This is a genomic window from Ewingella sp. S1.OA.A_B6, from assembly GCF_049889095.1.
Taxonomy (GTDB): Bacteria; Pseudomonadota; Gammaproteobacteria; order Enterobacterales; family Enterobacteriaceae; genus Ewingella.
This window is the reverse complement of sequence record NZ_JBLJFK010000008.1, coordinates 60,193-79,899: the sequence shown is the minus strand read 5'-3', so window position 1 is coordinate 79,899 and position 19,707 is coordinate 60,193. Positions and strand designations below refer to the sequence as shown.

Genomic DNA, 19,707 nt, shown 5'->3' with positions numbered 1-19,707 from the left:
AATTCAGGTACAATTCCGCCGCTTCTTATTTTCACTTTGATGACATCATGCTTTCACTCCGACAAATCAATCATCGCTATCTGCACTTTCCCGCATGGCTTGGGATAGCGGCGATCCTGATGCTGTTTATCGCTCCGGTGGTGTCTACATCACTGGTGTCGGCGGGTGTAATGCATCAGATGATGCCCGGGATGTCGGGGATGGATATGTCTTCGATGGACATGTCTGAAGATGAGATGCTTCCGGCACAGAAAATGGAACATGGCGACCACGCTGACGGTCATCGTGCCATATCATCCGGTGATAATGGGCAGGGGATGATGTCCGGTGATATGAGTGATGCAGCCTGCGGTTATTGTGTACTGTTGGCGCATTTGCCTTTATTGCAGGTGCTGGCTATTTCCCTGCTGTGGTCTGCCGAAGTATTAGGTCAGGCACCGCCTTCTCCGCTGGCTACCCATTTTAGTTCTCCCGCTTTTTATCAACACGTCCAACCCCGCGCCCCGCCTGATTTTCAATAGCTTGCTGTTTTCTCTCCAAACATACCCATAACGGTGGCGCTTCGGCGTAGTCGTTGTGCATTTGCTATCTGAAAATTCAGGAATATTACTGATGAGCAATCCTGCTGTTTCCAATAAATTGACGGCAAAAGCCGCAATCCTGGCATTACTCAAGCGGATCCATTTCTATATCGGCCTGTTCGTCGGCCCATTTATTTTTGTTGCGGCCCTTACCGGCACCTTATATGTTCTGACGCCGCAGCTTGAAAGCCACCTGTACGCCCATGAGCTTTACACGTCTTCGGTAGGTGATGTACAACCTTTATCCCGCCAAATTGAAGCCGCGCAGACTATTGTCGGTAGCAATGTAAAAATCTATGCTGTGCGCCCATCACCCGCACAGGGGCAAACTACCCGAGTCATGTTCTCAGAGCCGGCGCTTGGTGAGTCCAAAAGTCGCGCCGTGTTTGTAGACCCGGTAACACTCAAAACCCTGGGGGAACTGACGGTATATGGTACCAGCGGGATTTTACCCTTCAGAACCTGGCTGGATGAGTTGCACCGGGGATTATTACTGGGCAACCTGGGGCGTAATTACAGCGAGTTAGCGGCATCCTGGCTTTGGGTTGCGGCACTGGGCGGCGTTGTATTGTGGGCGACGGGGCGCAAGAAAGTACGCAGTAACCTTAAGCTCCGTGGTGTCGCGGCCAAACAGCACAATAGCCGCCGCTGGCACAGCTGGATGGGGCTGACATTGATTGCCGGGCTGCTGTTTTTATCGGTCACCGGCCTGACATGGTCACAGTGGGCAGGCGATAACATCAGCCTGCTACGGACCCAAATGGGCTGGATGACGCCATCACCCTCTACCAACCTGGTTGCAGATGCGCAGGCTTTGCCTGTGGATGAGCATGCCGGGCATCGCGCAGCCGATCACAGCAGCATGAATATGGCTGATATGCCCGAAATGAATATGGCAAAAAAACAGCCTGAGCATGCGGCCGCCGTCGCGACAGTATTACCGGTTACTTTTGATCAGGTCGTGAATGTCGCCCGCCATGCGGGAATCGATGCCGCAAAAATCGAGGTCAGGCCTGCTTATAGTGCTGAAAAAGCCTGGACTGTCACTGAAGTTGACCGCAGCTGGCCAACGCGTGTTGATGCAGTATCGGTTAATCCCAGGACATTGGTGATTATTGACCACACTCGTTTTGCCAATTTTCCACTGCTGGCTAAGCTGACCCGATGGGGAGTTGATGCCCATATGGGCATACTTTTTGGGCTCTGGAACCAGATTGTCCTCGTGGCTTTCGGTCTGGGTTTATGCACGATGATTGGCTGGGGATACCGGCTTTGGTGGCTGCGCCGTCCCCAAATGAACAGTGCCAGCAACCCTGGATTGACGCTGATGCACACCTGGCGACGGATGCCGTTCATCCTGCAATTTCCAATAACGCTGGTGGTCATTGGTTTATCGTTTTCATTACCACTTATGGGTATAAGTCTGGTGATTTTCCTGCTGATCGATATTGTGCGCTGGAAGAAGCAACAGAGCAGCTTGACGCCGGCCTCTTCGCTTAATTAAATCCTCCTTGTCAGCGGCACAAACTCTTTTATGCCGCTGACTGCGTCTTATGACGCTGTTTTACACAACTCAGCAGCACTCAATACGTTCTGAAATTTATAGTTTTCTATATGAATTTTTATTTGAAGGCGAGGTGTCGAGGGGGAAATCACTTTTACGCTGGCAGGGTGCAGGTGCTTCCGGTAAGGTTTGCACATCAGATAAGCGGCCCTTTACGGTAGAAATCATCATGCTCGCCACTGTTGCAAAAACACTGCTTAAACCTTTCTTACGCGACCGTTTTTTACACGTATTAATCCTGCTGGGCGTAGTGCTGAGCCTGTTTCAGCCAGAGAAAATTGTGCAGTTCCCACAGTTTGTTGATTGGTCAACCATCGTGACCCTAATCGGTCTGCTGATGCTGACCAAAGGCGTTGAGGTGAGTGGCTACTTTGATTTTGTCGGCCGCAAGATAATTAACACCATCAGCAACGAGCGTCATCTCGCTCTGTTTCTGGTCTGTGCGGCGGCATTGTTGTCGACATTTATGACTAACGATGTCGCGTTGTTTATCGTCATTCCTCTGACGATCACGCTAAAAAAACTCTCCACCTTGCCGGTAAGCCGGTTGATCATTTTCGAAGCGCTGGCTGTTAATGCCGGTTCTTTGTTGACGCCTATCGGTAACCCGCAAAATATTCTGCTATGGAATAAGTCCGGGCTATCCTTTGTGGCATTTATCACGCAAATGGCCCCGCTGGCGGGAGTCAGCCTATTGGCGTTGTTGGTAACAACATGGTTCAGTTTTCCGCCAGCCACGCTCAGGATGCTGGAGAATAACCAGGGCTATCCTTACAAAAAAACGCTGCTGTTTAGTTGCCTGGCGATGTATGTCATTTTTATTAGCTGTGTGGACGTCGGTCTGTCGGTCTATGGCCTGTTGGCCGTAATGCTCTGTTTTTTGCTGCTGTCCCGACAAGTGCTTTTACGTATCGACTGGCCGCTGATCGTCGTATTTATCGCCATGTTTATCAATGTAAGGCTGATCGTGGGATTGGGGCCAGTGCAGGGTGCTGTCGAGCAAATAGGGCAATTGTCCTCAATGGGGGTTTATGCTCTGGGGATTGGACTTTCTCAAGCGATCAGCAACGTTCCTGCCACTATTTTGATGATCAACTATGTTCCGGCCAACGCGCTGTTGGCTTATGGCGTCAATGCCGGGGGATTTGGTTTAGCGATAGGATCGCTTGCCAACCTGATAGCACTGCGCATGGCCAACGACCGCAAAATCTGGGTGAAATTCCATTATTACTCTTTTCCGTTTTTAATCGGCAGCGCTCTGGTGGGTTGGTGGTTAGTGGGATAACAAACTCAAAATAATAACCACAGCAATACCGCGACCACGACGAAAGCAATAAACAGCAGCGGCTTACCGCCCAGAGATTGCATGGATGCCGGCAACATGGCGACCAAAGGATTCATGATCGGCTGCGGTTCTGTGCGCGAAACGGTGGTGAAATCGGTATCAATTTTTTCAGGGCGCGGGGTGCGGTCGACACGCTGGCTGAACAGCACACCCACCAGATCGTTGAGCTGGGCGATATTGAGCGGCGTAACCGGCGTGGCATTGAAGCGGGATTCAACATACTCGCTGAGCTGATGAACTTCCTGCGCAGTGGCCGGTTGTTTGAGCACGCTGAGCAGGGTCGTCAGCGTTGGTGTGGCGGTAGGCTGGCTGAGCGCGGCTTTCACCTGCATAAACTGGCTTAACAGCTGAAAATGGCGTGCGGGAATAGGGTCGCCCACTTTTACGCCAACCAGGTTAAACAGCTCCTGCCACAGCTTTGCCGGTGCTTCGCCGGTTGCTGCGCTAAGTCTGGTCACCAACTGCTGCAAGCTACTGTGTTCGGCAGGGAGCAAAGCCCGGTCGGTGATCGGGGTTTGCTGTGGCTGCGGAATAGCCATTTCGCGGGTTTGGACCAGCAGGAACACCTGTTGCAGCTGTTCATGGCTCAGTTGGCTTAACACGGTATGACCAAAATTCTGGCGAATGAAGTCGCTGACGGCTTGACGATTATTGCCCAGCGGCAGCAGCTCGGTCAGTTGTTGCAGCAGTTGGCGAGTAGAATGGCTATCCTGCGCCTGGCTCAGCTTGCCCTGCAAAACGGTTTCGGCGCGGGAGAAGATCCCGGCGGTCAGTTCTGCATCGTGTGGCAATGCCAACTCATGGCGGAGCCCAGCCCAAATCTCGGCGGACTTCATGGGCGTCAGCGCCATTAATTTGATGATAAGCTTTTCCAGAGTCGTACGCTGTGCGGGCGTTAACGGCTGATTTTCACCCGGGCCTGCGGGGACTGTCTGGCCATTCGGCTGTGTCCTGTTGTCGCCAATCGGCGTACCTGGACCACTCAAAGGTTGCATATCACCAGTCCTTCGCTGCTAGTTAAAACGGCGCAAAGCGCAGAAGCGCCACATCATACCTGCAAACTTACGCAATCGACACCGTGAATACTCCGCTGAACAACTATTATTACGCTTATTTCTTTGAGATTTTGTCAGGTGGCGCGTGAAAGCACTCAACGACGGAGAAGGATTATGTTGCCCACAGGGTTGCAGGCAGTGACAGAGTATTTAAGCGGCTGGATCTTATTTTGCCACGGCTGTTTTATTGCCAAACAGGGGTCGACGTAAACGTTGGGCAATAATGACACCGATCAGCGTTATTCCACCACCAATCAGGTGATAGCTATGCAACTGCTCATGCAGGAAAAGCACAGCGATGATGGCGGTAAAGATCGGTGATAGATTCATAAAAATAGACGCTTTATTTGCACCGAGACGAATAACGGCTTGGATCCACAGAAAAGGCGCAATAATGGACGCCGGGATCCCCGCGAACAGTACCAGCGGAAGATTGTGCGCATTCAGCTCAACGTTGGTTGCCAGCATGAAGCCCGGCAGCAGCAGCAAGACGCCAAAAATAATCTGTATATATAATGATTGCCAGTTCGGCAGAGCGATCGCCCAACGTTTGGTCAACACACCATAAAGGGCGTAAGACGCTGAGGCAGCAAACATCATCAGTTCGCCGTGGCCAATCCCATGATGTAACAGCTGTGCCGGGTCGCCCGAACTGACCAGCCAGATTAACCCGGCCAGAGACAACAGTCCGCCGAGAACAATACCCACCGTCGGCACTACGCTGAGCACCACCAGACTGATCAGTACCGTCAGCAGCGGGATCAGTGAATTGAGAATGCCCATAAACAGAGCGCTCACGCTGTGTGCTGCGTAGTACGCCAGGCTTTGATAAAGCACCATGCCGAGTAGCCCGAGGATCAGCAGCTTCCACCAGTATTGTTTAATCGTCTTGAGATTTCGCAGGACACCGGGCAAGACGAAAGGGGTCAGCGCCAGCAGTGCCAGCAGCCAGCGGTAGAAGGAGATTGCAGCCGGGTCGATGGCCGTGGCAGAGGCTTTACTAACGACCGCATTTAGCGACCAGATCAATACTGCCAGCAGGGGGAAGAGAGCATTCATATTTTTAAATCCATGACATAAATGATTAAATTGTTACGCGTAGTGTAAGGTTGACTCGTTTGTTATTGCTATGTTCCTGCAAATTTCCTGTACCAGGCTCTACTCTTTCCGTAATGAAAGATAAGCCTGATGCACCGGCATTGGGATCTGTCGCCATTCGTGGCAAAATCACACTTATCTTATTCTGTTGTATACCCAAAATCATTTGAGCTGCATGAAGGCATCTAACCTAACATACAGGAAGCTTAAAGGATGATGGGGATATCCATGGCACAGCCTGCCGGAGACACACGTGAAAATCCTGGTTGATGAAAATATGCCGTATGCCGTCGAGCTTTTCAGCCGACTAGGCACTGTTCAGGCCGTACCTGGCCGTCCGATCCCACAAGATGCGCTCCTTGATGCTGATGCGTTGATGGTGCGCTCCGTTACCAAAGTAAATGAAGGTTTACTGGCAGGAAAGCCGGTGAAATTTGTCGGTACCGCCACAGCGGGCACCGACCATGTTGATGACGCCTGGCTGCAACAGCAGGGGATAGGTTTCTCAGCGGCGCCGGGCTGTAATGCCATCGCCGTGGTGGAGTACGTGTTCTCGGCGCTGCTGATCCTTGCCCAACGCGATGGTTTCAAGTTGCGTGATAAAACCGTCGGTATTATCGGCGTTGGCAATGTGGGTTCACGACTCAACGACCGGCTGCGCGCGTTAGGCGTGCGTACGCTGCTTTGCGATCCACCGCGAGCAGATCGTGGCGATGAAGGCGTATTTTCCACGCTGGAACAACTGGTGGAAGAAGCGGATGTTCTGTCCTTCCACACGCCGCTGAATATGTCAGGGCCTTATACCACTCACCATCTGGTGGATGCCGGTCTGTTGGCACGTCTTCCAGCCGATCGCATTTTGATTAACGCCTGCCGTGGCGAAGTGGTTGATAACGCCGCATTGCTTGATGCCCTGAGCGGGCCGAAAAAACTGACTGCCGTGCTGGACGTATGGGAACCTGAACCCGACCTGTCGCTGGCGTTGTTAGATAAAGTGGCTATCGGTACTGCGCACATCGCCGGTTACAGTCTGGAAGGAAAAGCGCGTGGCACCACGCAGGTGTTCGAAGCATTCAGCCAGTTTATCGGTGATCCGCAGAAAGTGCCGCTTGAAGAGTTACTGCCTGCGCCAGAGTTCCCGGTGGTTACCTTCTCTGGGGAATTGAGTGAAGCCAGACTGCTGAGACTTATGCACTTGGTGTATGATGTGCGCCGCGATGATGCGCCGCTGCGTCATGTTGCGGGTCAGCCGGGCGAGTTTGACAAGCTGCGCAAGTTCTATGCAGAACGGCGCGAGTGGTCATCCCTGAGGGTCATTTGTGACAACGCGGCTACCGTCGAGTTACTCAATAAGCTCGGATTCACCGCAGTTCAGGGCTGATGCCTTAACGTAGACTTAAGCTTTTGTGCCTACAGTGGCGCATTGACGTTTAGTTTCAGGGCGGTCAATACCGCCCCTTTGTATTTTGTACGACTCATTTCTGGAGAATACCAACATGTCTGATGGCTGGAATATTGCGCTGCTCGGCGCCACGGGTGCAGTGGGTGATGCGTTACTGGAGTTACTGACTGAACGTCAGTTCCCGGTTGCAGAACTCTTCCCTTTGGCAAGTGAACGCAGCGCCGGTCAGACTATCCGTTACAACGGCAAGAGTCTGCGCGTGCAAAATGCTGCTGAATTTGACTGGTCTCAGGTGCAATTGGCATTTTTTGTCGCCGGTGTAGAGGCCTCAGCACAGTTTGCTGAAGAAGCGGCTAATCAGGGCTGTCTGGTTATCGACAGCAGCGGACTTTTTGCCATGGAACACGACATTCCTTTGGTGGTGCCGGGCGTAAACCCCGACTCCCTTGCGCATTACCGCAACCGCAATATCGTGGCCGTTGCCGACAGCCTGACCAGCCAATTATTGACGGCGATTAAACCGCTGACTGAGCAGGCCGGTTTAGCTCGTCTTCATGTTACCTCGTTGTTATCCGTTTCTGCTTTGGGTAAAGCGGCAGTGGACGACCTGGCCGGGCAAAGTGCCAAACTGCTCAGCGGTATTCCTGCTGAAGAGAGCCTGTTCAGCAAGCAGTTGGCCTTTAACCTATTGCCGTTGTTGAGCGATGAAGAGGGCAGCGTGCGTCAGGAGCGCCGTCTGGTTGATCAAGTGCGCAAAGTGCTGCAAAACGACGGCCTGCCTATCTCCGTCAGCTGCGTGCAGTCGCCCGTGTTTTACGGCCATGCGCAGGTCGTGCATATGGAAGGTCTGCGTCCGCTATCTGCTGATGAAGCGCGCACTGAGCTTGAACGCATTGACGATATTAACCTCAGCGAAGAGGATGATTTTCCTACCCAGGTAAGCGACGCCTCCGGCAATGCTAATCTGAGCATCGGCTGTCTGCGTAATGATTACGGTATTCCTGAAATATTGCAGTTCTGGTCGGTCGCGGATAACGTTCGCTTTGGCGGCGCACTGATGGCGGTTGAAACTGCTGAGAAACTGATTGGGGAGTATTGGTACTAATGTCTGAAGAGTTAACCCCTACACGGCAAACGCCACCGTCGGCGGCACGAATTGCGTTGGGGATTGAATACGATGGCAGCGCTTACTTCGGCTGGCAGCGTCAGCCTGATGCCATCAGCGTCCAGGCCTGCCTGGAAAAAGCGCTAAGTCGCGTGGCAGATGTCCCTATTACGGTATTATGCGCAGGACGCACTGATACCGGCGTCAGCGCTACCGGACAGGTGGTGCATTTTGATACACCGGTCCTGCGCAAAGATGCCGCCTGGACGATGGGGGTCAATACACATCTGCCGAAAAACATTTCGGTGCGTTGGATGAGTGAAGTGGCGGAGGATTTCCACGCGCGTTTCAGCGCCACGGCGCGCCGTTATCGTTATCTTATCTACAACAATCGCTTCCGTTCTGCCATTTTGCAAACCGGTATCACGCATGTGCACCTGCCGCTGGACGTCGAGAAGATGCAGCGTGCCGGTCAGGCTCTGCTGGGCGAGAACGACTTTACGTCATTTCGTGCTTCACAGTGCCAGTCACGCACGCCGTGGCGTTACATGCTGCATCTTAACGTCAGCCGTCATGGTAACTACGTGATGGTGGATGTTAAGGCCAACGCTTTTCTTCATCATATGGTGCGCAATATCGTCGGTAGCCTGATTGAGGTTGGCTGCGGCGCACAGCCTGAAAGCTGGATCGCTGAGTTGCTGGCAGCCAAAGACCGCAATCTGGCGGCGGCGACGGCGAAGGCCGAAGGGTTGTATCTGGTCTCGGTGGATTATCCAGACAAATTTGGATTGCCAAAACTGAACATGGGGCCGCTGTTTTTAGCGGACTGACTGTGTTCTGACATGTTACTTAACTCTGCGCATTTGGGCGTTTAAAAAGGTGATTAACTCGATGGACTTCATTCACTTTATCATTGATTTCGTGCTCCATATCGATGTGCATCTGGCTGAGTTGGTGGCCCAATACGGTGTTTGGGTTTATGCCATTCTGTTCTTGATTCTGTTTTGCGAAACCGGGTTAGTGGTGACACCGTTCCTGCCGGGTGACTCCCTGTTGTTTGTCGCCGGCGCACTCGCCGCACTGCCGGGTAATGATCTGAATGTGCATTTGATGGTGTGTCTGATGGCCGTTGCGGCTATTGTGGGTGACGCGCTGAACTACACCATCGGCCGCTTGTTTGGCGAACGTTTATTCAGAAATCCGAATTCCAGGATTTTTCGTCGCAGTTATTTGGATCAAACGCACAAATTTTACGAGAAACATGGCGGCAAAACGATTATTCTGGCGCGCTTCGTGCCGATAGTGCGTACGTTTGCGCCTTTCGTTGCCGGCATGGGGCATATGTCATACCGCCACTTTGCGGCCTATAACGTGATTGGTGCGCTGGTTTGGGTGCTGCTATTTACTTATGCTGGTTACCTTTTTGGTAACGTGCCGATTGTGCAGAACAATCTGAAATTGTTGATCGTGGCGATTATCGTCCTTTCTATTCTTCCACCTGTGGTTGAGATTTGGCGGCACAAGCGTGCAGCGGCGAAGGAAAAGCGTCAGCAGGGCTAGTGTGATGCCGGCAAAGAAGGACGTTTTATAGTGCATCAGCGCTACCATTAAAGGTATTAAACCAAGTACGTGGACCAGTTTTTTATCCACAGCGCCGTACTGTTATGGTTTAATGAGCGACATTTATGGTCTGTTCCTGCGAACAACCCTTCCGTGTCGCGTCTGTTATGCCTTTGTGTATCAGGGCGGGCGGACGTTTTGGGTAGGTTTCAGGGGACTTGTTACAGCATGAACAGCGGACTGGCTTCGGCCGGGTTCAAACAGAAAGGTCATCGATGAGCTGGATTGAACGAATTCTTAATAAGAGCAACGTCTCGCAAACCCGTAAGGCAAGCATTCCTGAGGGTGTCTGGACTAAATGTGACAGCTGCGGTCAGGTACTTTACCGTGCCGAACTGGAACGCAATCTCATGGTTTGCCCGAAGTGCGACCATCACATGCGCATGTCTGCACGGATGCGCCTCTTCACCTTTATGGATGAAGGCAGCGAGGTTGAATTAGGCAGCGAGCTTGAGCCTAAAGATATTCTGAAGTTTAGAGATTCCAAAAAATATAAAGATCGTCTGGTTGCAGCACAGAAAGAAACCGACGAAAAAGATGCCATGGTAGTCATGAAAGGCACGCTTTACGGCATGCCTATCGTGGTTGCAGCATTTGAATTTGCCTTTATGGGCGGTTCAATGGCGTCCGTCGTCGGGGCGCGTTTCGTCCGTGCCGTAGAACAGGCGATGGAAGATAACTGCCCGCTGGTCTGTTTCTCGGCCAGCGGCGGTGCCCGTATGCAGGAGGCGCTGATGTCGCTTATGCAAATGGCTAAAACCAGTGCGGCGTTGGCTAAATTACAAGAACGCGGCCTGCCGTACATTTCTGTGATGACTGACCCGACCATGGGCGGTGTTTCGGCCAGTTTGGCCATGCTGGGTGACATTAATGTCGCTGAGCCGAAAGCGCTGATCGGTTTTGCCGGTCCACGCGTTATCGAACAAACCGTTCGTGAAAAACTGCCGCCAGGCTTCCAGCGCAGTGAGTTCCTGATTCAAAAGGGCGCGATCGACATGATTGTCCGTCGTCCCGATTTACGTCCAAAACTGGGTAGCGTCCTGGCCAAGCTAACCGGTCAACCTGAACCTAAAGTGGCCGAAGTTCAGGCAGCCATCAGCAGCAACGCTGCTGATAATCATCAGGATGCCTGATTGACCAAGGTAAAAGCCGGTCAGTCATAACGGTGCGCGTGGGTATCCCATGCGCTCCCGTCAGCAGACCGTGCTTTTATCCTGTTTGTCGCATCTGACAAAGGGGCATTGCCTGCTGTCGGCGTTAGGTAATGTCGTGTCTGAGTGAACCTAATACAGGTTGGACGAGACTCATGCAGAATCAACTTATTCCCCAAGCCACGTCGCCTTTGGCCGCGTGGCTTTATTATCTCGAACACCTCCATTCTCAGGCGATAGAGCTCGGTCTCGATCGCGTCAAAGCCGTCGCCAGCAAACTGGATCTGTTGCAACCGGCACCTTTTGTTTTCACCGTCGCCGGTACTAATGGTAAAGGCACCACCTGCCGCACGCTGGAAGCGATTCTTATCGCCGCCGGGTTACGCGTCGGGGTTTACAGTTCGCCGCATCTGGTGCGTTACACCGAGCGCGTACGTATTCAGGGTGAAGAATTGCCGGAAGAAGCACATTGCCAATCTTTTGCTACGCTTGAAGCCGGACGCGGAGATATCTCTCTGACCTATTTTGAGTACAGTACATTATCGGCCCTGCGCTTATTTAAAGACGCCAAACTCGACGTGGTGATCCTCGAAGTCGGCCTCGGCGGGCGGCTTGATGCCACCAATATTGTCGATGCCAACGTTGCGGTGGTGACCAGTATTGCGCTCGACCATACCGACTGGCTTGGATCTGACCGTGAAAGCATCGGACGTGAAAAAGCCGGAGTATTTCGTGGCAATGCACCGGCGATTGTCGGTGAGCCGGATATGCCGCAGTCGATTGCCGACGTGGCCGCTGAAAAAGGCGCTGATTTGTACCGCGTGGGTGAAAGCTGGCGTTATGAGGTCATGAGTGACCGCTGGTGCTGGGAAGTAGCCGGCGGGGAGACGCTGGATGATTTACCGGTGCCTAATGTGCCATTGCCGAATGCCGCTACAGCACTGGCGGCTTTGCACTATTCCACGCTGGATATTTCCGGGGCAGCTATTCGCAGTGGTTTGCAACAGGCCCAATTGCCGGGACGTTTCCAGATCCTGAGTGAGTCGCCACGGCTGATCCTCGACGTTGCCCACAATCCACATGCCGCGACTTATTTGGCCGGGCGGCTGAGTGAGCTGCCGCGCAACGGGGGGAAAGTACGCGCCGTTGTGGGAATGCTGCATGATAAGGACATTGCCGGTACGCTGGCCTGTCTGGAACAACAAATTGATGAATGGTACTGCGCACCGCTGGAAGGTCCGCGCGGTGCCAGCGTAGAAGAACTGGCCGTGCATCTGAAGCAAGCGCATCAGTTCACGGACGTCGTTAGTGCCTGGCAACAGGCGATGCAGGATGCTGATAGTCAGGATATTGTGATTGTCTGCGGATCATTTCATACCGTAGCGCACGTGATGGCTGCTTTAGACGCGGGGAAAACCAGTGGCTAGTAAGTTTCAAAATCGTCTGGTCGGGACCATCATTCTGGTCGCGCTTGGCGTGATCATTTTGCCGGGTTTGCTTGACGGGAAGAAAAAGCACTATGAGGATGAGTTTGCATCGATTCCGTTAGTGCCGAAACCGGGGGACACGCAAGAGCAGGACGTGGTGCCGTCGGTATCGCAGTCGTTGCCTGCCCAGCCGCCGGAAGGGGCCGTGGAAGCGGTGCATGGTAAGGGAAATACGGTCACTCAACCGGCAAATTCGGGTCAGGAACTGCCAGATGACACCGATGCGCAGCCCCTAACGCCGGTATCCCCTGTTACTCAAAATACTGAGCCACCAAAACAGGTGCAGCCAGCGCGCCCGGCACCGACCAAACCGAAGGTCATTGAGCCCAAGCCAATGGTGGAAGCCAAGCCAGTAGAAAAACCGAAGCCGGTTCATCCTAAGCCGATTGAACAGCCCAAAGTGACTGAGCAACCGAAAGCCGTTGAGCCGCCAAAAGTTGAGAACAAACCGCAGGTGGAAGAGAAAGCGCCCGCCGGGCAGTCTTATGTAGTTCAGCTCGGTGCGCTGAATAATGCGTCGAAAGCTAATGAGATTGTCGCCAGTCTGCGTTTGTCCGGGTTCCGTGCCTACACGGTACCGAGTACGCCAGTGCAGGGGAAAATTACCCGCATCTTCGTCGGTCCTGATGCGTCGAAACAGAAGCTGGAATCGTCACTGCCGCAATTGAATAAGATCAGTGGACTGAGTGGGCAAGTGCGCAGTTACAACGCGGGTAAATAGCCGGACTGTAGTAGAATATGGTGGTTAAAACAGAGAAAAGGGCACGCGTTTTGTGCCCTTTTTCTATAAGATCGTTAATTGAGGATCTTCTAGGTTTCTGCGGTGATTGAGGTTTTTTTCATCGCGCTTATTAATTTGTTCGACCGGCAGATTTCCGCTACGCAAACGTTTTCTTTTTCTGTTAGAATTCGCCGCGAAATGGGTGCCAGAGGCGGACGTGGCTACATTACACACTGGAATAGTTAATGGTCTGGATTGATTACGTCATTATTGCGGTTATTGGGTTTTCTGCTTTAGTTAGCCTGGTCCGGGGTTTTGTTCGAGAGGCCTTATCACTGGTAACCTGGGCTTGCGCCTTCTTTGTTGCCAGTCATTACTACCCGTACCTTGCCATCTATTTCACACGTTTCGAAGATGAATTGGTTCGAAATGGGATCGCAATTGCCATCTTGTTCATCGCGACGTTGATCGTAGGTGCAATTGTCAACTATGTGATTAGCTCTCTGGTTGAGCGAACCGGGTTGTCCGGCACTGACAGAGTGTTGGGGGTGTGCTTCGGCGCACTACGCGGCGTATTGATTGTCTCCGCGATGTTGTTCTTCCTGGATACCTTTACCGGTTTTTCACAAAGTGAGGACTGGAAACAGTCTCAGTTGATCCCGCAGTTCAGTTATATCATCAGGTGGTTCTTTGACTACCTGCAGAGCACGTCGAGTTTCTTGCCAAAACATCTCTAGTTTTTGGCAGCGCTGATGAGGAAAAGACAACATGTGCGGTATTGTCGGTATCGCCGGTTTCACGCCGGTAAACCAGTCGATTTATGACGCGTTAACGGTGTTACAACACCGTGGGCAGGATGCCGCAGGCATCGTCACCATTGACGCCAATAATAATTTCCGTTTACGGAAAGCCAATGGCCTGGTGAGAGATGTGTTCGAAGCACGGCATATGCTACGCTTGCAGGGCAACATGGGCATTGGCCATGTTCGTTACCCAACGGCTGGCAGTTCCAGCGCTTCTGAAGCTCAACCTTTTTACGTCAACTCTCCGTTCGGCATTACCCTTGCCCATAACGGTAATCTGACCAACGCCCACGACTTGAGAAGTAACCTGTTCGAAGGCCAACGCCGCCACGTGAACACCACTTCTGACTCCGAAATTCTGCTTAACATTCTTGCCAGTGAGCTTGACCGTTTTCAGCACTATCCATTGGAAGCTGACAACGTGTTCGCCGCCGTGGCTGCCATGAACCTGAAAATCCGCGGCGCCTATGCCTGTGTGGCGATGATCATCGGTCATGGCATGTTGGCGTTCCGTGATCCGCACGGTATCCGCCCGCTGGTTATCGGTAAGCGTACGCTGGAAGATGGTCGTAACGAGTACATGGTGGCGTCAGAAAGCGTCGCACTGGACACGCTTGGCTTTGAGTTCCTGCGTGATGTTGCGCCGGGTGAAGCGGTGTATATCACCGAAAAAGGCCAGTTGTTTACTCGCTTGTGTGCTGAAAACCCTCAGTACAATCCGTGCCTGTTCGAGTATGTTTATTTCGCGCGTCCTGATTCTTTCATCGATAAAATTTCCGTCTACAGCGCCCGTGTGCGCATGGGGCAGAAATTGGGGGCTAAAATTGCCCGTGAATGGGAAGATCTGGACATCGACGTGGTAATTCCGATCCCGGAAACCTCCTGTGATATCGCACTGGAAATCGCCCGGATCCTCGACAAGCCTTATCGTCAGGGCTTTGTGAAGAACCGATACGTGGGCCGGACTTTTATCATGCCGGGTCAGGTGGAACGTCGTAAGTCGGTACGTCGCAAGCTGAACGCCAACCGTGCCGAGTTCCGTGATAAAAACGTCCTGCTGGTGGATGACTCTATCGTGCGTGGCACGACTTCTCAGCAAATCGTTGAGATGGCGCGTGAAGCCGGCGCAAAACGCGTTTATCTGGCGTCAGCGGCACCGGAAATTCGTTTCCCGAACGTTTATGGTATCGACATGCCAAGCGCCAACGAACTGATTGCTCATGGTCGCGAAGTCAGCGAAATCAGGCAGATGATTGGCGCTGATGCACTGATTTTCCAGGATCTCAGTGATCTGATCGCCGCAGTGAAAGAAGACAACACTGATATTGAGCATTTTGAGTGTTCAGTATTCGATGGCGTCTATGTCACCAAAGACGTTGACCAGAATTACCTCGAGTATCTTGAATCTCTGCGCAACGATGACGCTCAGGCGTTACGCGGCCAGCAGGAAGCCGAGAATCTGGAAATGCACAACGAAGGCTGATTTTTAAGCACGCTTTTCGCGGCGCGTGCCGTCCGGTGAACTCACCTGGCGGGCGCGCCTTTTTTGTGGGTGAAATTCCTTGTGAACCCTCTGCCGGGCGGACTTGCTTATCCCCGGACATTGCGGCAAAGTCATCAAAATAACTTTTTGGTTAGTCAGTGCACCGTTTCCGGTGCAATTCTTCAGAGGCAGTTTTCATGAAACGACTTATTGTCGGCATTTCCGGCGCGAGCGGCGCGATTTTTGGCGTCCGGTTACTCGAGGTTCTGCAAAGCGTTGCCGATGTCGAAACCCATTTAGTGATGAGCAACGCTGCCCGCCAGACATTGACGCTGGAAACCGACCTGTCGCTGCGTGATGTTCAGCAACTGGCCGACGTCGTGCATGATTCCCGCGATATCGCCGCCAGCATTTCCTCCGGCTCCTTTAAAACGACTGGGATGGTGGTTTTACCTTGCTCGATTAAAACTCTCTCCTGCATTGTGAACAGCTATACCGACGGTCTGCTGACCCGCGCCGCCGACGTGGTGCTCAAAGAGAGCCGACGTCTGGTGCTTTGCGTGCGTGAAACGCCGTTGCATCTGGGCCATTTGCGTCTTATGACGCAGGCTGCCGAGCTCGGTGCGGTGATCATGCCGCCGGTTCCTGCGTTTTATCATCGTCCAGTTAGCGTCGATGATATTATCAATCAGACCGTAAACCGGGTGATTGACCAGTTTGATATCGAGCTGCCGGAAGATCTATTTGTTCGATGGCAGGGCGGACGCTAGACGTATTTCCCCATTTAAGCCCACCTTTTGTACAAATTGATAACATTGCACCAAATTAAAACATTGCCTGTTTCATTTTGGTGCATTTCTGTAGCACTCTGTGGTTGTGCGCTATTCATCCTGTTGAATCCCGACGTTATCTTGCTGCAATTTTAATCGCATCGGCCTGATGGTGGCCAGTTAACCTGACTGGAGGATAATCGGCATGAAAACTGCATAGTCAAACAGAGGGGAACACAGTTCCCGTTAGCTGCACCGGCATGACCAATAATAAAAAGATGTTCTAACACAACAGAAATGACCAACCACAACAAACGATTAATGACTGAGGGTAATGTATGAAAAAGTTGTTCAAGGTTCTTCCGCTGGTATTGGCGTTAGCCAGCGTTAGCAGCGCCTTTGCTGCTGTCCCTAAAGACATTAAGATCGGCACCGATCCGACATACGCTCCTTTTGAGTCAAAAGACTCTAGCGGTAAACTGGTCGGTTTTGATATCGATTTAGCCAACGAAATGTGCAAACGTGCTGAGATTAAATGTACTTTCGTGGAAAGTGACTTTGATGCGCTTATTCCGTCGCTGAAAGCCAAGAAAATAGATGCCATCATCTCTTCCCTGTCCATCACCGAAAAACGTCAGCAGGAAATTGATTTCACTGACAAACTCTATGCGGCTAACGCGCGTCTGATCGCACCGAAAGGCACCAAGATTGTGCCAACGCTGGAGGCGCTGAAAGGTAAAAGCGTGGGTGTCCTGCAAGGCTCCACTCAGGAAGCCTATGCTAACGCCTTGTGGCAGCCAAAAGGTATTAACGTGGTGGCTTACCAGAACCAGGATCTGATTTATGCAGATTTGGCCTCCGGTCGTCTTGACGTGGCTTTCCAGGATGAAGTGGCAGGCAGCGAAGGCTTCCTGAAACAGGCTCCAGGTAAAGGCTATGTCTTTGCAGGTCCGGCAGTAAAAGACGATAAATTCTTTGGTGTGGGCACCGGTATGGGCTTGCGTAAAGACGATGGTGATTTGAAAGCTGCATTGAACAAGGCATTTGCCGAAATACGTAAAGACGGTACTTACGATAAGCTGGCGAAGAAGTACTTCAACTTTAACGTTTACGGCGACTGATCACCTCAGCAATAGCGCTCTACGGCCTGCTGTCTGGCAGGCCGTAACCAGCCAATTATTTGCACTATTTGTCGGTGTAACATTGTCTGCATAACAATAACCTGCGACAGATGTCGGTCAAAGACAGGAAAAAAGCATGCTATATGGGTATTCCGGCGTCATTATCCAGGGCACATTGGTCACACTGGAACTGGCCATCTCATCCGTTGTGCTGGCAGTCATTATTGGCTTAATCGGTGCGGGTGGAAAACTCTCCAAAAGCCGTCTTATCTCAGGATTTTTTGGTTGTTACACGACGCTAATTCGCGGTGTGCCAGATTTAGTTCTGATGTTGTTGATTTTCTACGGTCTGCAGATCTTCCTGAACAGCGTGACAGAATCATTAGGTATGGCGCAGATTGATATTGATCCGCTCGGTGCCGGTATCATTACGCTGGGTTTTATCTACGGTGCGTATTTCACCGAAACCTTCCGTGGCGCTTTTATGGCCGTTCCCCGCGGGCAAATCGAAGCTGCTACGGCATTTGGTTTCTCCAGCACACAAATCTTCCGGCGAATTTTATTCCCGGCCATGATGCGCTTTGCGCTACCTGGCATTGGCAACAATTGGCAGGTGATTCTCAAAGCCACCGCATTGGTGTCACTGCTTGGCCTGAATGATGTGGTGAAGGCCACGGTACTGGCCGGTAAAGGCACCTATCAGCCATTTTATTTCGCCATCGTGGCGGGCGTGATTTATCTGGTGTTTACGACGGTTTCCAACGGAGTACTGTTATGGCTCGAACGCCGTTATTCGCTGGGCGTGAAGAGGGCTGAGCTATGATTGAAATCCTGCAACAATACGGCAAGTCGCTACTCTACAGTGACGGTTACCGTTTTACCGGCCTGGCCGTCACGCTGTGGCTGTTAATCAGCTCTGTCGTCATCGGCGGTTTGCTGGCGATACCGATGGCTGTAGGCCGCGTGTCGTCGAACAAATTCATCCGCTTACCTATCTGGCTTTATACCTATGTGTTTCGCGGCACGCCGCTCTATGTGCAGCTACTGGTCTTCTACTCCGGCATGTACAGTCTGGAGATCGTGCGTGGCACCGATTTTCTCAATGCCTTTTTCCGCAGCGGCCTGAACTGTACCATTCTCGCGCTGACGCTAAATACCTGCGCCTACACCACTGAGATTTTCGCCGGCGCGATCCGCGCGGTGCCGCACGGTGAGATTGAAGCGGCGAATGCTTATGGTTTCTCGCGCTTCAAACTCTATACCTGCATTATTTTGCCTTCGGCATTGCGCACGGCGTTACCGGCTTACAGCAATGAGGTGATCCTGATGCTGCACTCCACGGCGCTGGCGTTCACCGCCACAGTGCCTGACGTGCTGAAAATCGCCCGCGACATCAATTCGGCCACCTATCAGCCGTTCTACGCTTTTGGTATCGCTGCGGTGATTTATCTGTGTATCTCATTTGTCTTAATTAGTCTGTTCCGCCTGGCGGAGAAACGCTGGCTGAGGCACGTTAAGCCTCAAGCCCACTGAATTAGCGTTATCCTTCCTGCTGCCTTGATGCAGCTTGAAGGATTTGAGTAATAACTTTTGGATAAAACATCATGGCAGAAAATAAATTAGCGGTTCTCGATCTGCACAAACGCTACGGAGATCATGAAGTCCTCAAGGGCGTGTCGCTCTCTGCCAATGCCGGTGATGTGATCAGTATCATTGGATCATCGGGATCGGGGAAAAGTACGTTTTTGCGCTGCATCAACTTCCTCGAAAAACCGAGTGAAGGCTCTATCAGCGTCAATAATCAGGACATCCGGATGGTGCGCGACACCGACGGCCAACTGAGAGTGTTCGACAAAAAGCAGCTGCAATTATTGCGTACCAAGCTGACCATGGTATTTCAGCATTTCAACCTGTGGAGCCACATGACGGTGCTGGAAAACGTGATGGAAGCACCGGTGCAGGTGCTGGGGCTGAGCAAGGCAGAAGCGCGTGAGCGTGCGGTGAAGTATTTGAATAAAGTGGGTATCGATGCGCGTGCACAGGGAAAATATCCGGTAAATCTTTCCGGTGGGCAGCAGCAGCGTGTCTCTATTGCCCGTGCGCTGGCGATGGAACCTGAGGTGTTGTTGTTTGACGAACCGACCTCTGCGCTGGACCCAGAACTGGTAGGCGAAGTCCTGCGTATTATGCAGAAGCTGGCAGAAGAGGGGAAAACGATGGTGGTGGTGACTCACGAAATGGAGTTCGCCCGCCATGTCTCAAATCATGTGATTTTCCTGCATAAAGGTCTGATCGAAGAGGAAGGGGATCCGGCGGAAGTCTTCAGCAATCCAAAAAGTACCCGCCTGCAGCAGTTCCTGTCGGGTGCTCTGAAATAATGAATAACTTCCACCCCTTCGCA

19 protein-coding genes are annotated in these 19,707 nt (G+C 52.2%); 17 read left to right on the top strand and 2 right to left on the bottom strand.

The window, feature by feature from the left end:
* Positions 1-47 precede the first annotated feature (47 nt).
* From ACMV8I_RS15280 to ACMV8I_RS15270, 3 genes are all read left to right on the top strand, one after another.
* Positions 48-521, top strand: coding sequence for a DUF2946 domain-containing protein (locus ACMV8I_RS15280; RefSeq protein ID WP_498866067.1), 474 nt, complete (start codon positions 48-50; stop codon positions 519-521).
* 91 nt (positions 522-612) lie between these two features.
* The gene (locus ACMV8I_RS15275) at positions 613-2,085 is read left to right on the top strand and encodes a PepSY-associated TM helix domain-containing protein (RefSeq protein ID WP_498866066.1); all 1,473 of its coding nucleotides are present in this window, start codon (positions 613-615) and stop codon (positions 2,083-2,085) included.
* Between the two features lie 229 nt (positions 2,086-2,314).
* Entirely contained in the window at positions 2,315-3,430 is a 1,116-nt protein-coding gene (locus ACMV8I_RS15270; protein ID WP_498866065.1) for an SLC13 family permease, read from the top strand.
* A gap of 5 nt (positions 3,431-3,435) precedes the next feature.
* Here ACMV8I_RS15270 and flk read toward each other — a convergent pair whose 3' ends face one another.
* Complete coding sequence (gene flk, locus ACMV8I_RS15265; RefSeq protein WP_498866064.1) at positions 3,436-4,485, bottom strand: flagella biosynthesis regulator Flk; 1,050 nt, start codon at positions 4,483-4,485, stop codon at positions 3,436-3,438.
* A gap of 225 nt (positions 4,486-4,710) precedes the next feature.
* A complete protein-coding gene (locus ACMV8I_RS15260; protein WP_498866063.1) occupies positions 4,711-5,604 on the bottom strand; it encodes a DMT family transporter in 894 nt (297 codons plus the stop codon).
* 292 nt (positions 5,605-5,896) lie between these two features.
* Here ACMV8I_RS15260 and pdxB point away from each other — a divergent pair, with 292 nt between their 5' ends.
* From pdxB to hisP, 14 genes are all read left to right on the top strand, one after another.
* Entirely contained in the window at positions 5,897-7,024 is a 1,128-nt protein-coding gene (gene pdxB, locus ACMV8I_RS15255) for a 4-phosphoerythronate dehydrogenase PdxB (RefSeq protein WP_498866062.1), read from the top strand.
* A 115-nt stretch (positions 7,025-7,139) separates the two neighbouring features.
* Positions 7,140-8,150, top strand: a complete 1,011-nt coding sequence (locus ACMV8I_RS15250; protein WP_498866061.1) for an aspartate-semialdehyde dehydrogenase — start codon at positions 7,140-7,142, stop codon at positions 8,148-8,150.
* Positions 8,150-8,980, top strand: a complete 831-nt coding sequence (gene truA, locus ACMV8I_RS15245) for a tRNA pseudouridine(38-40) synthase TruA (protein ID WP_498866060.1) — start codon at positions 8,150-8,152, stop codon at positions 8,978-8,980. Before ACMV8I_RS15250 ends, truA begins: the two co-directional genes overlap by 1 nt.
* A 61-nt stretch (positions 8,981-9,041) precedes the next feature.
* Positions 9,042-9,710, top strand: coding sequence for a DedA family protein (locus tag ACMV8I_RS15240; RefSeq protein ID WP_498866059.1), 669 nt, complete (start codon positions 9,042-9,044; stop codon positions 9,708-9,710).
* Positions 9,711-9,985: 275 nt separating this feature from the next.
* On the top strand, positions 9,986-10,903 hold the full coding sequence (gene accD / locus ACMV8I_RS15235) for an acetyl-CoA carboxylase, carboxyltransferase subunit beta (RefSeq protein ID WP_498866058.1): 918 nt from the start codon (positions 9,986-9,988) through the stop codon (positions 10,901-10,903).
* Positions 10,904-11,076: 173 nt separating this feature from the next.
* Entirely contained in the window at positions 11,077-12,348 is a 1,272-nt protein-coding gene (gene folC / locus ACMV8I_RS15230; protein ID WP_498866057.1) for a bifunctional tetrahydrofolate synthase/dihydrofolate synthase, read from the top strand.
* A complete protein-coding gene (dedD, locus tag ACMV8I_RS15225) occupies positions 12,341-13,129 on the top strand; it encodes a cell division protein DedD (protein WP_498866056.1) in 789 nt (262 codons plus the stop codon). The genes folC and dedD overlap by 8 nt, the downstream gene beginning before the upstream one ends.
* 245 nt (positions 13,130-13,374) lie before the next feature.
* A complete protein-coding gene (cvpA, locus tag ACMV8I_RS15220) occupies positions 13,375-13,866 on the top strand; it encodes a colicin V production protein (RefSeq protein ID WP_188474489.1) in 492 nt (163 codons plus the stop codon).
* A gap of 31 nt (positions 13,867-13,897) precedes the next feature.
* Positions 13,898-15,415, top strand: coding sequence for an amidophosphoribosyltransferase (purF, locus tag ACMV8I_RS15215; RefSeq protein ID WP_498866055.1), 1,518 nt, complete (start codon positions 13,898-13,900; stop codon positions 15,413-15,415).
* A 197-nt stretch (positions 15,416-15,612) separates the two neighbouring features.
* Positions 15,613-16,185 (top strand): UbiX family flavin prenyltransferase, encoded by a 573-nt coding sequence (locus ACMV8I_RS15210; RefSeq protein ID WP_498866054.1) that lies wholly within the window; start codon positions 15,613-15,615, stop codon positions 16,183-16,185.
* A 338-nt stretch (positions 16,186-16,523) separates the two neighbouring features.
* Positions 16,524-17,306, top strand: a complete 783-nt coding sequence (gene argT, locus ACMV8I_RS15205) for a lysine/arginine/ornithine ABC transporter substrate-binding protein ArgT (RefSeq protein ID WP_498866053.1) — start codon at positions 16,524-16,526, stop codon at positions 17,304-17,306.
* Between the two features lie 136 nt (positions 17,307-17,442).
* Positions 17,443-18,129 (top strand): histidine ABC transporter permease HisQ, encoded by a 687-nt coding sequence (locus tag ACMV8I_RS15200; RefSeq protein WP_498866052.1) that lies wholly within the window; start codon positions 17,443-17,445, stop codon positions 18,127-18,129.
* Positions 18,126-18,839: an ABC transporter permease gene (locus tag ACMV8I_RS15195; RefSeq protein ID WP_498866051.1), complete on the top strand. Its 714-nt coding sequence runs from the start codon at positions 18,126-18,128 to the stop codon at positions 18,837-18,839. The genes ACMV8I_RS15200 and ACMV8I_RS15195 overlap by 4 nt, the downstream gene beginning before the upstream one ends.
* Positions 18,840-18,910: 71 nt before the next feature.
* Positions 18,911-19,684, top strand: a complete 774-nt coding sequence (gene hisP, locus ACMV8I_RS15190) for a histidine ABC transporter ATP-binding protein HisP (protein WP_498866050.1) — start codon at positions 18,911-18,913, stop codon at positions 19,682-19,684.
* The last annotated feature ends 23 nt before the right edge of the window (positions 19,685-19,707 follow it).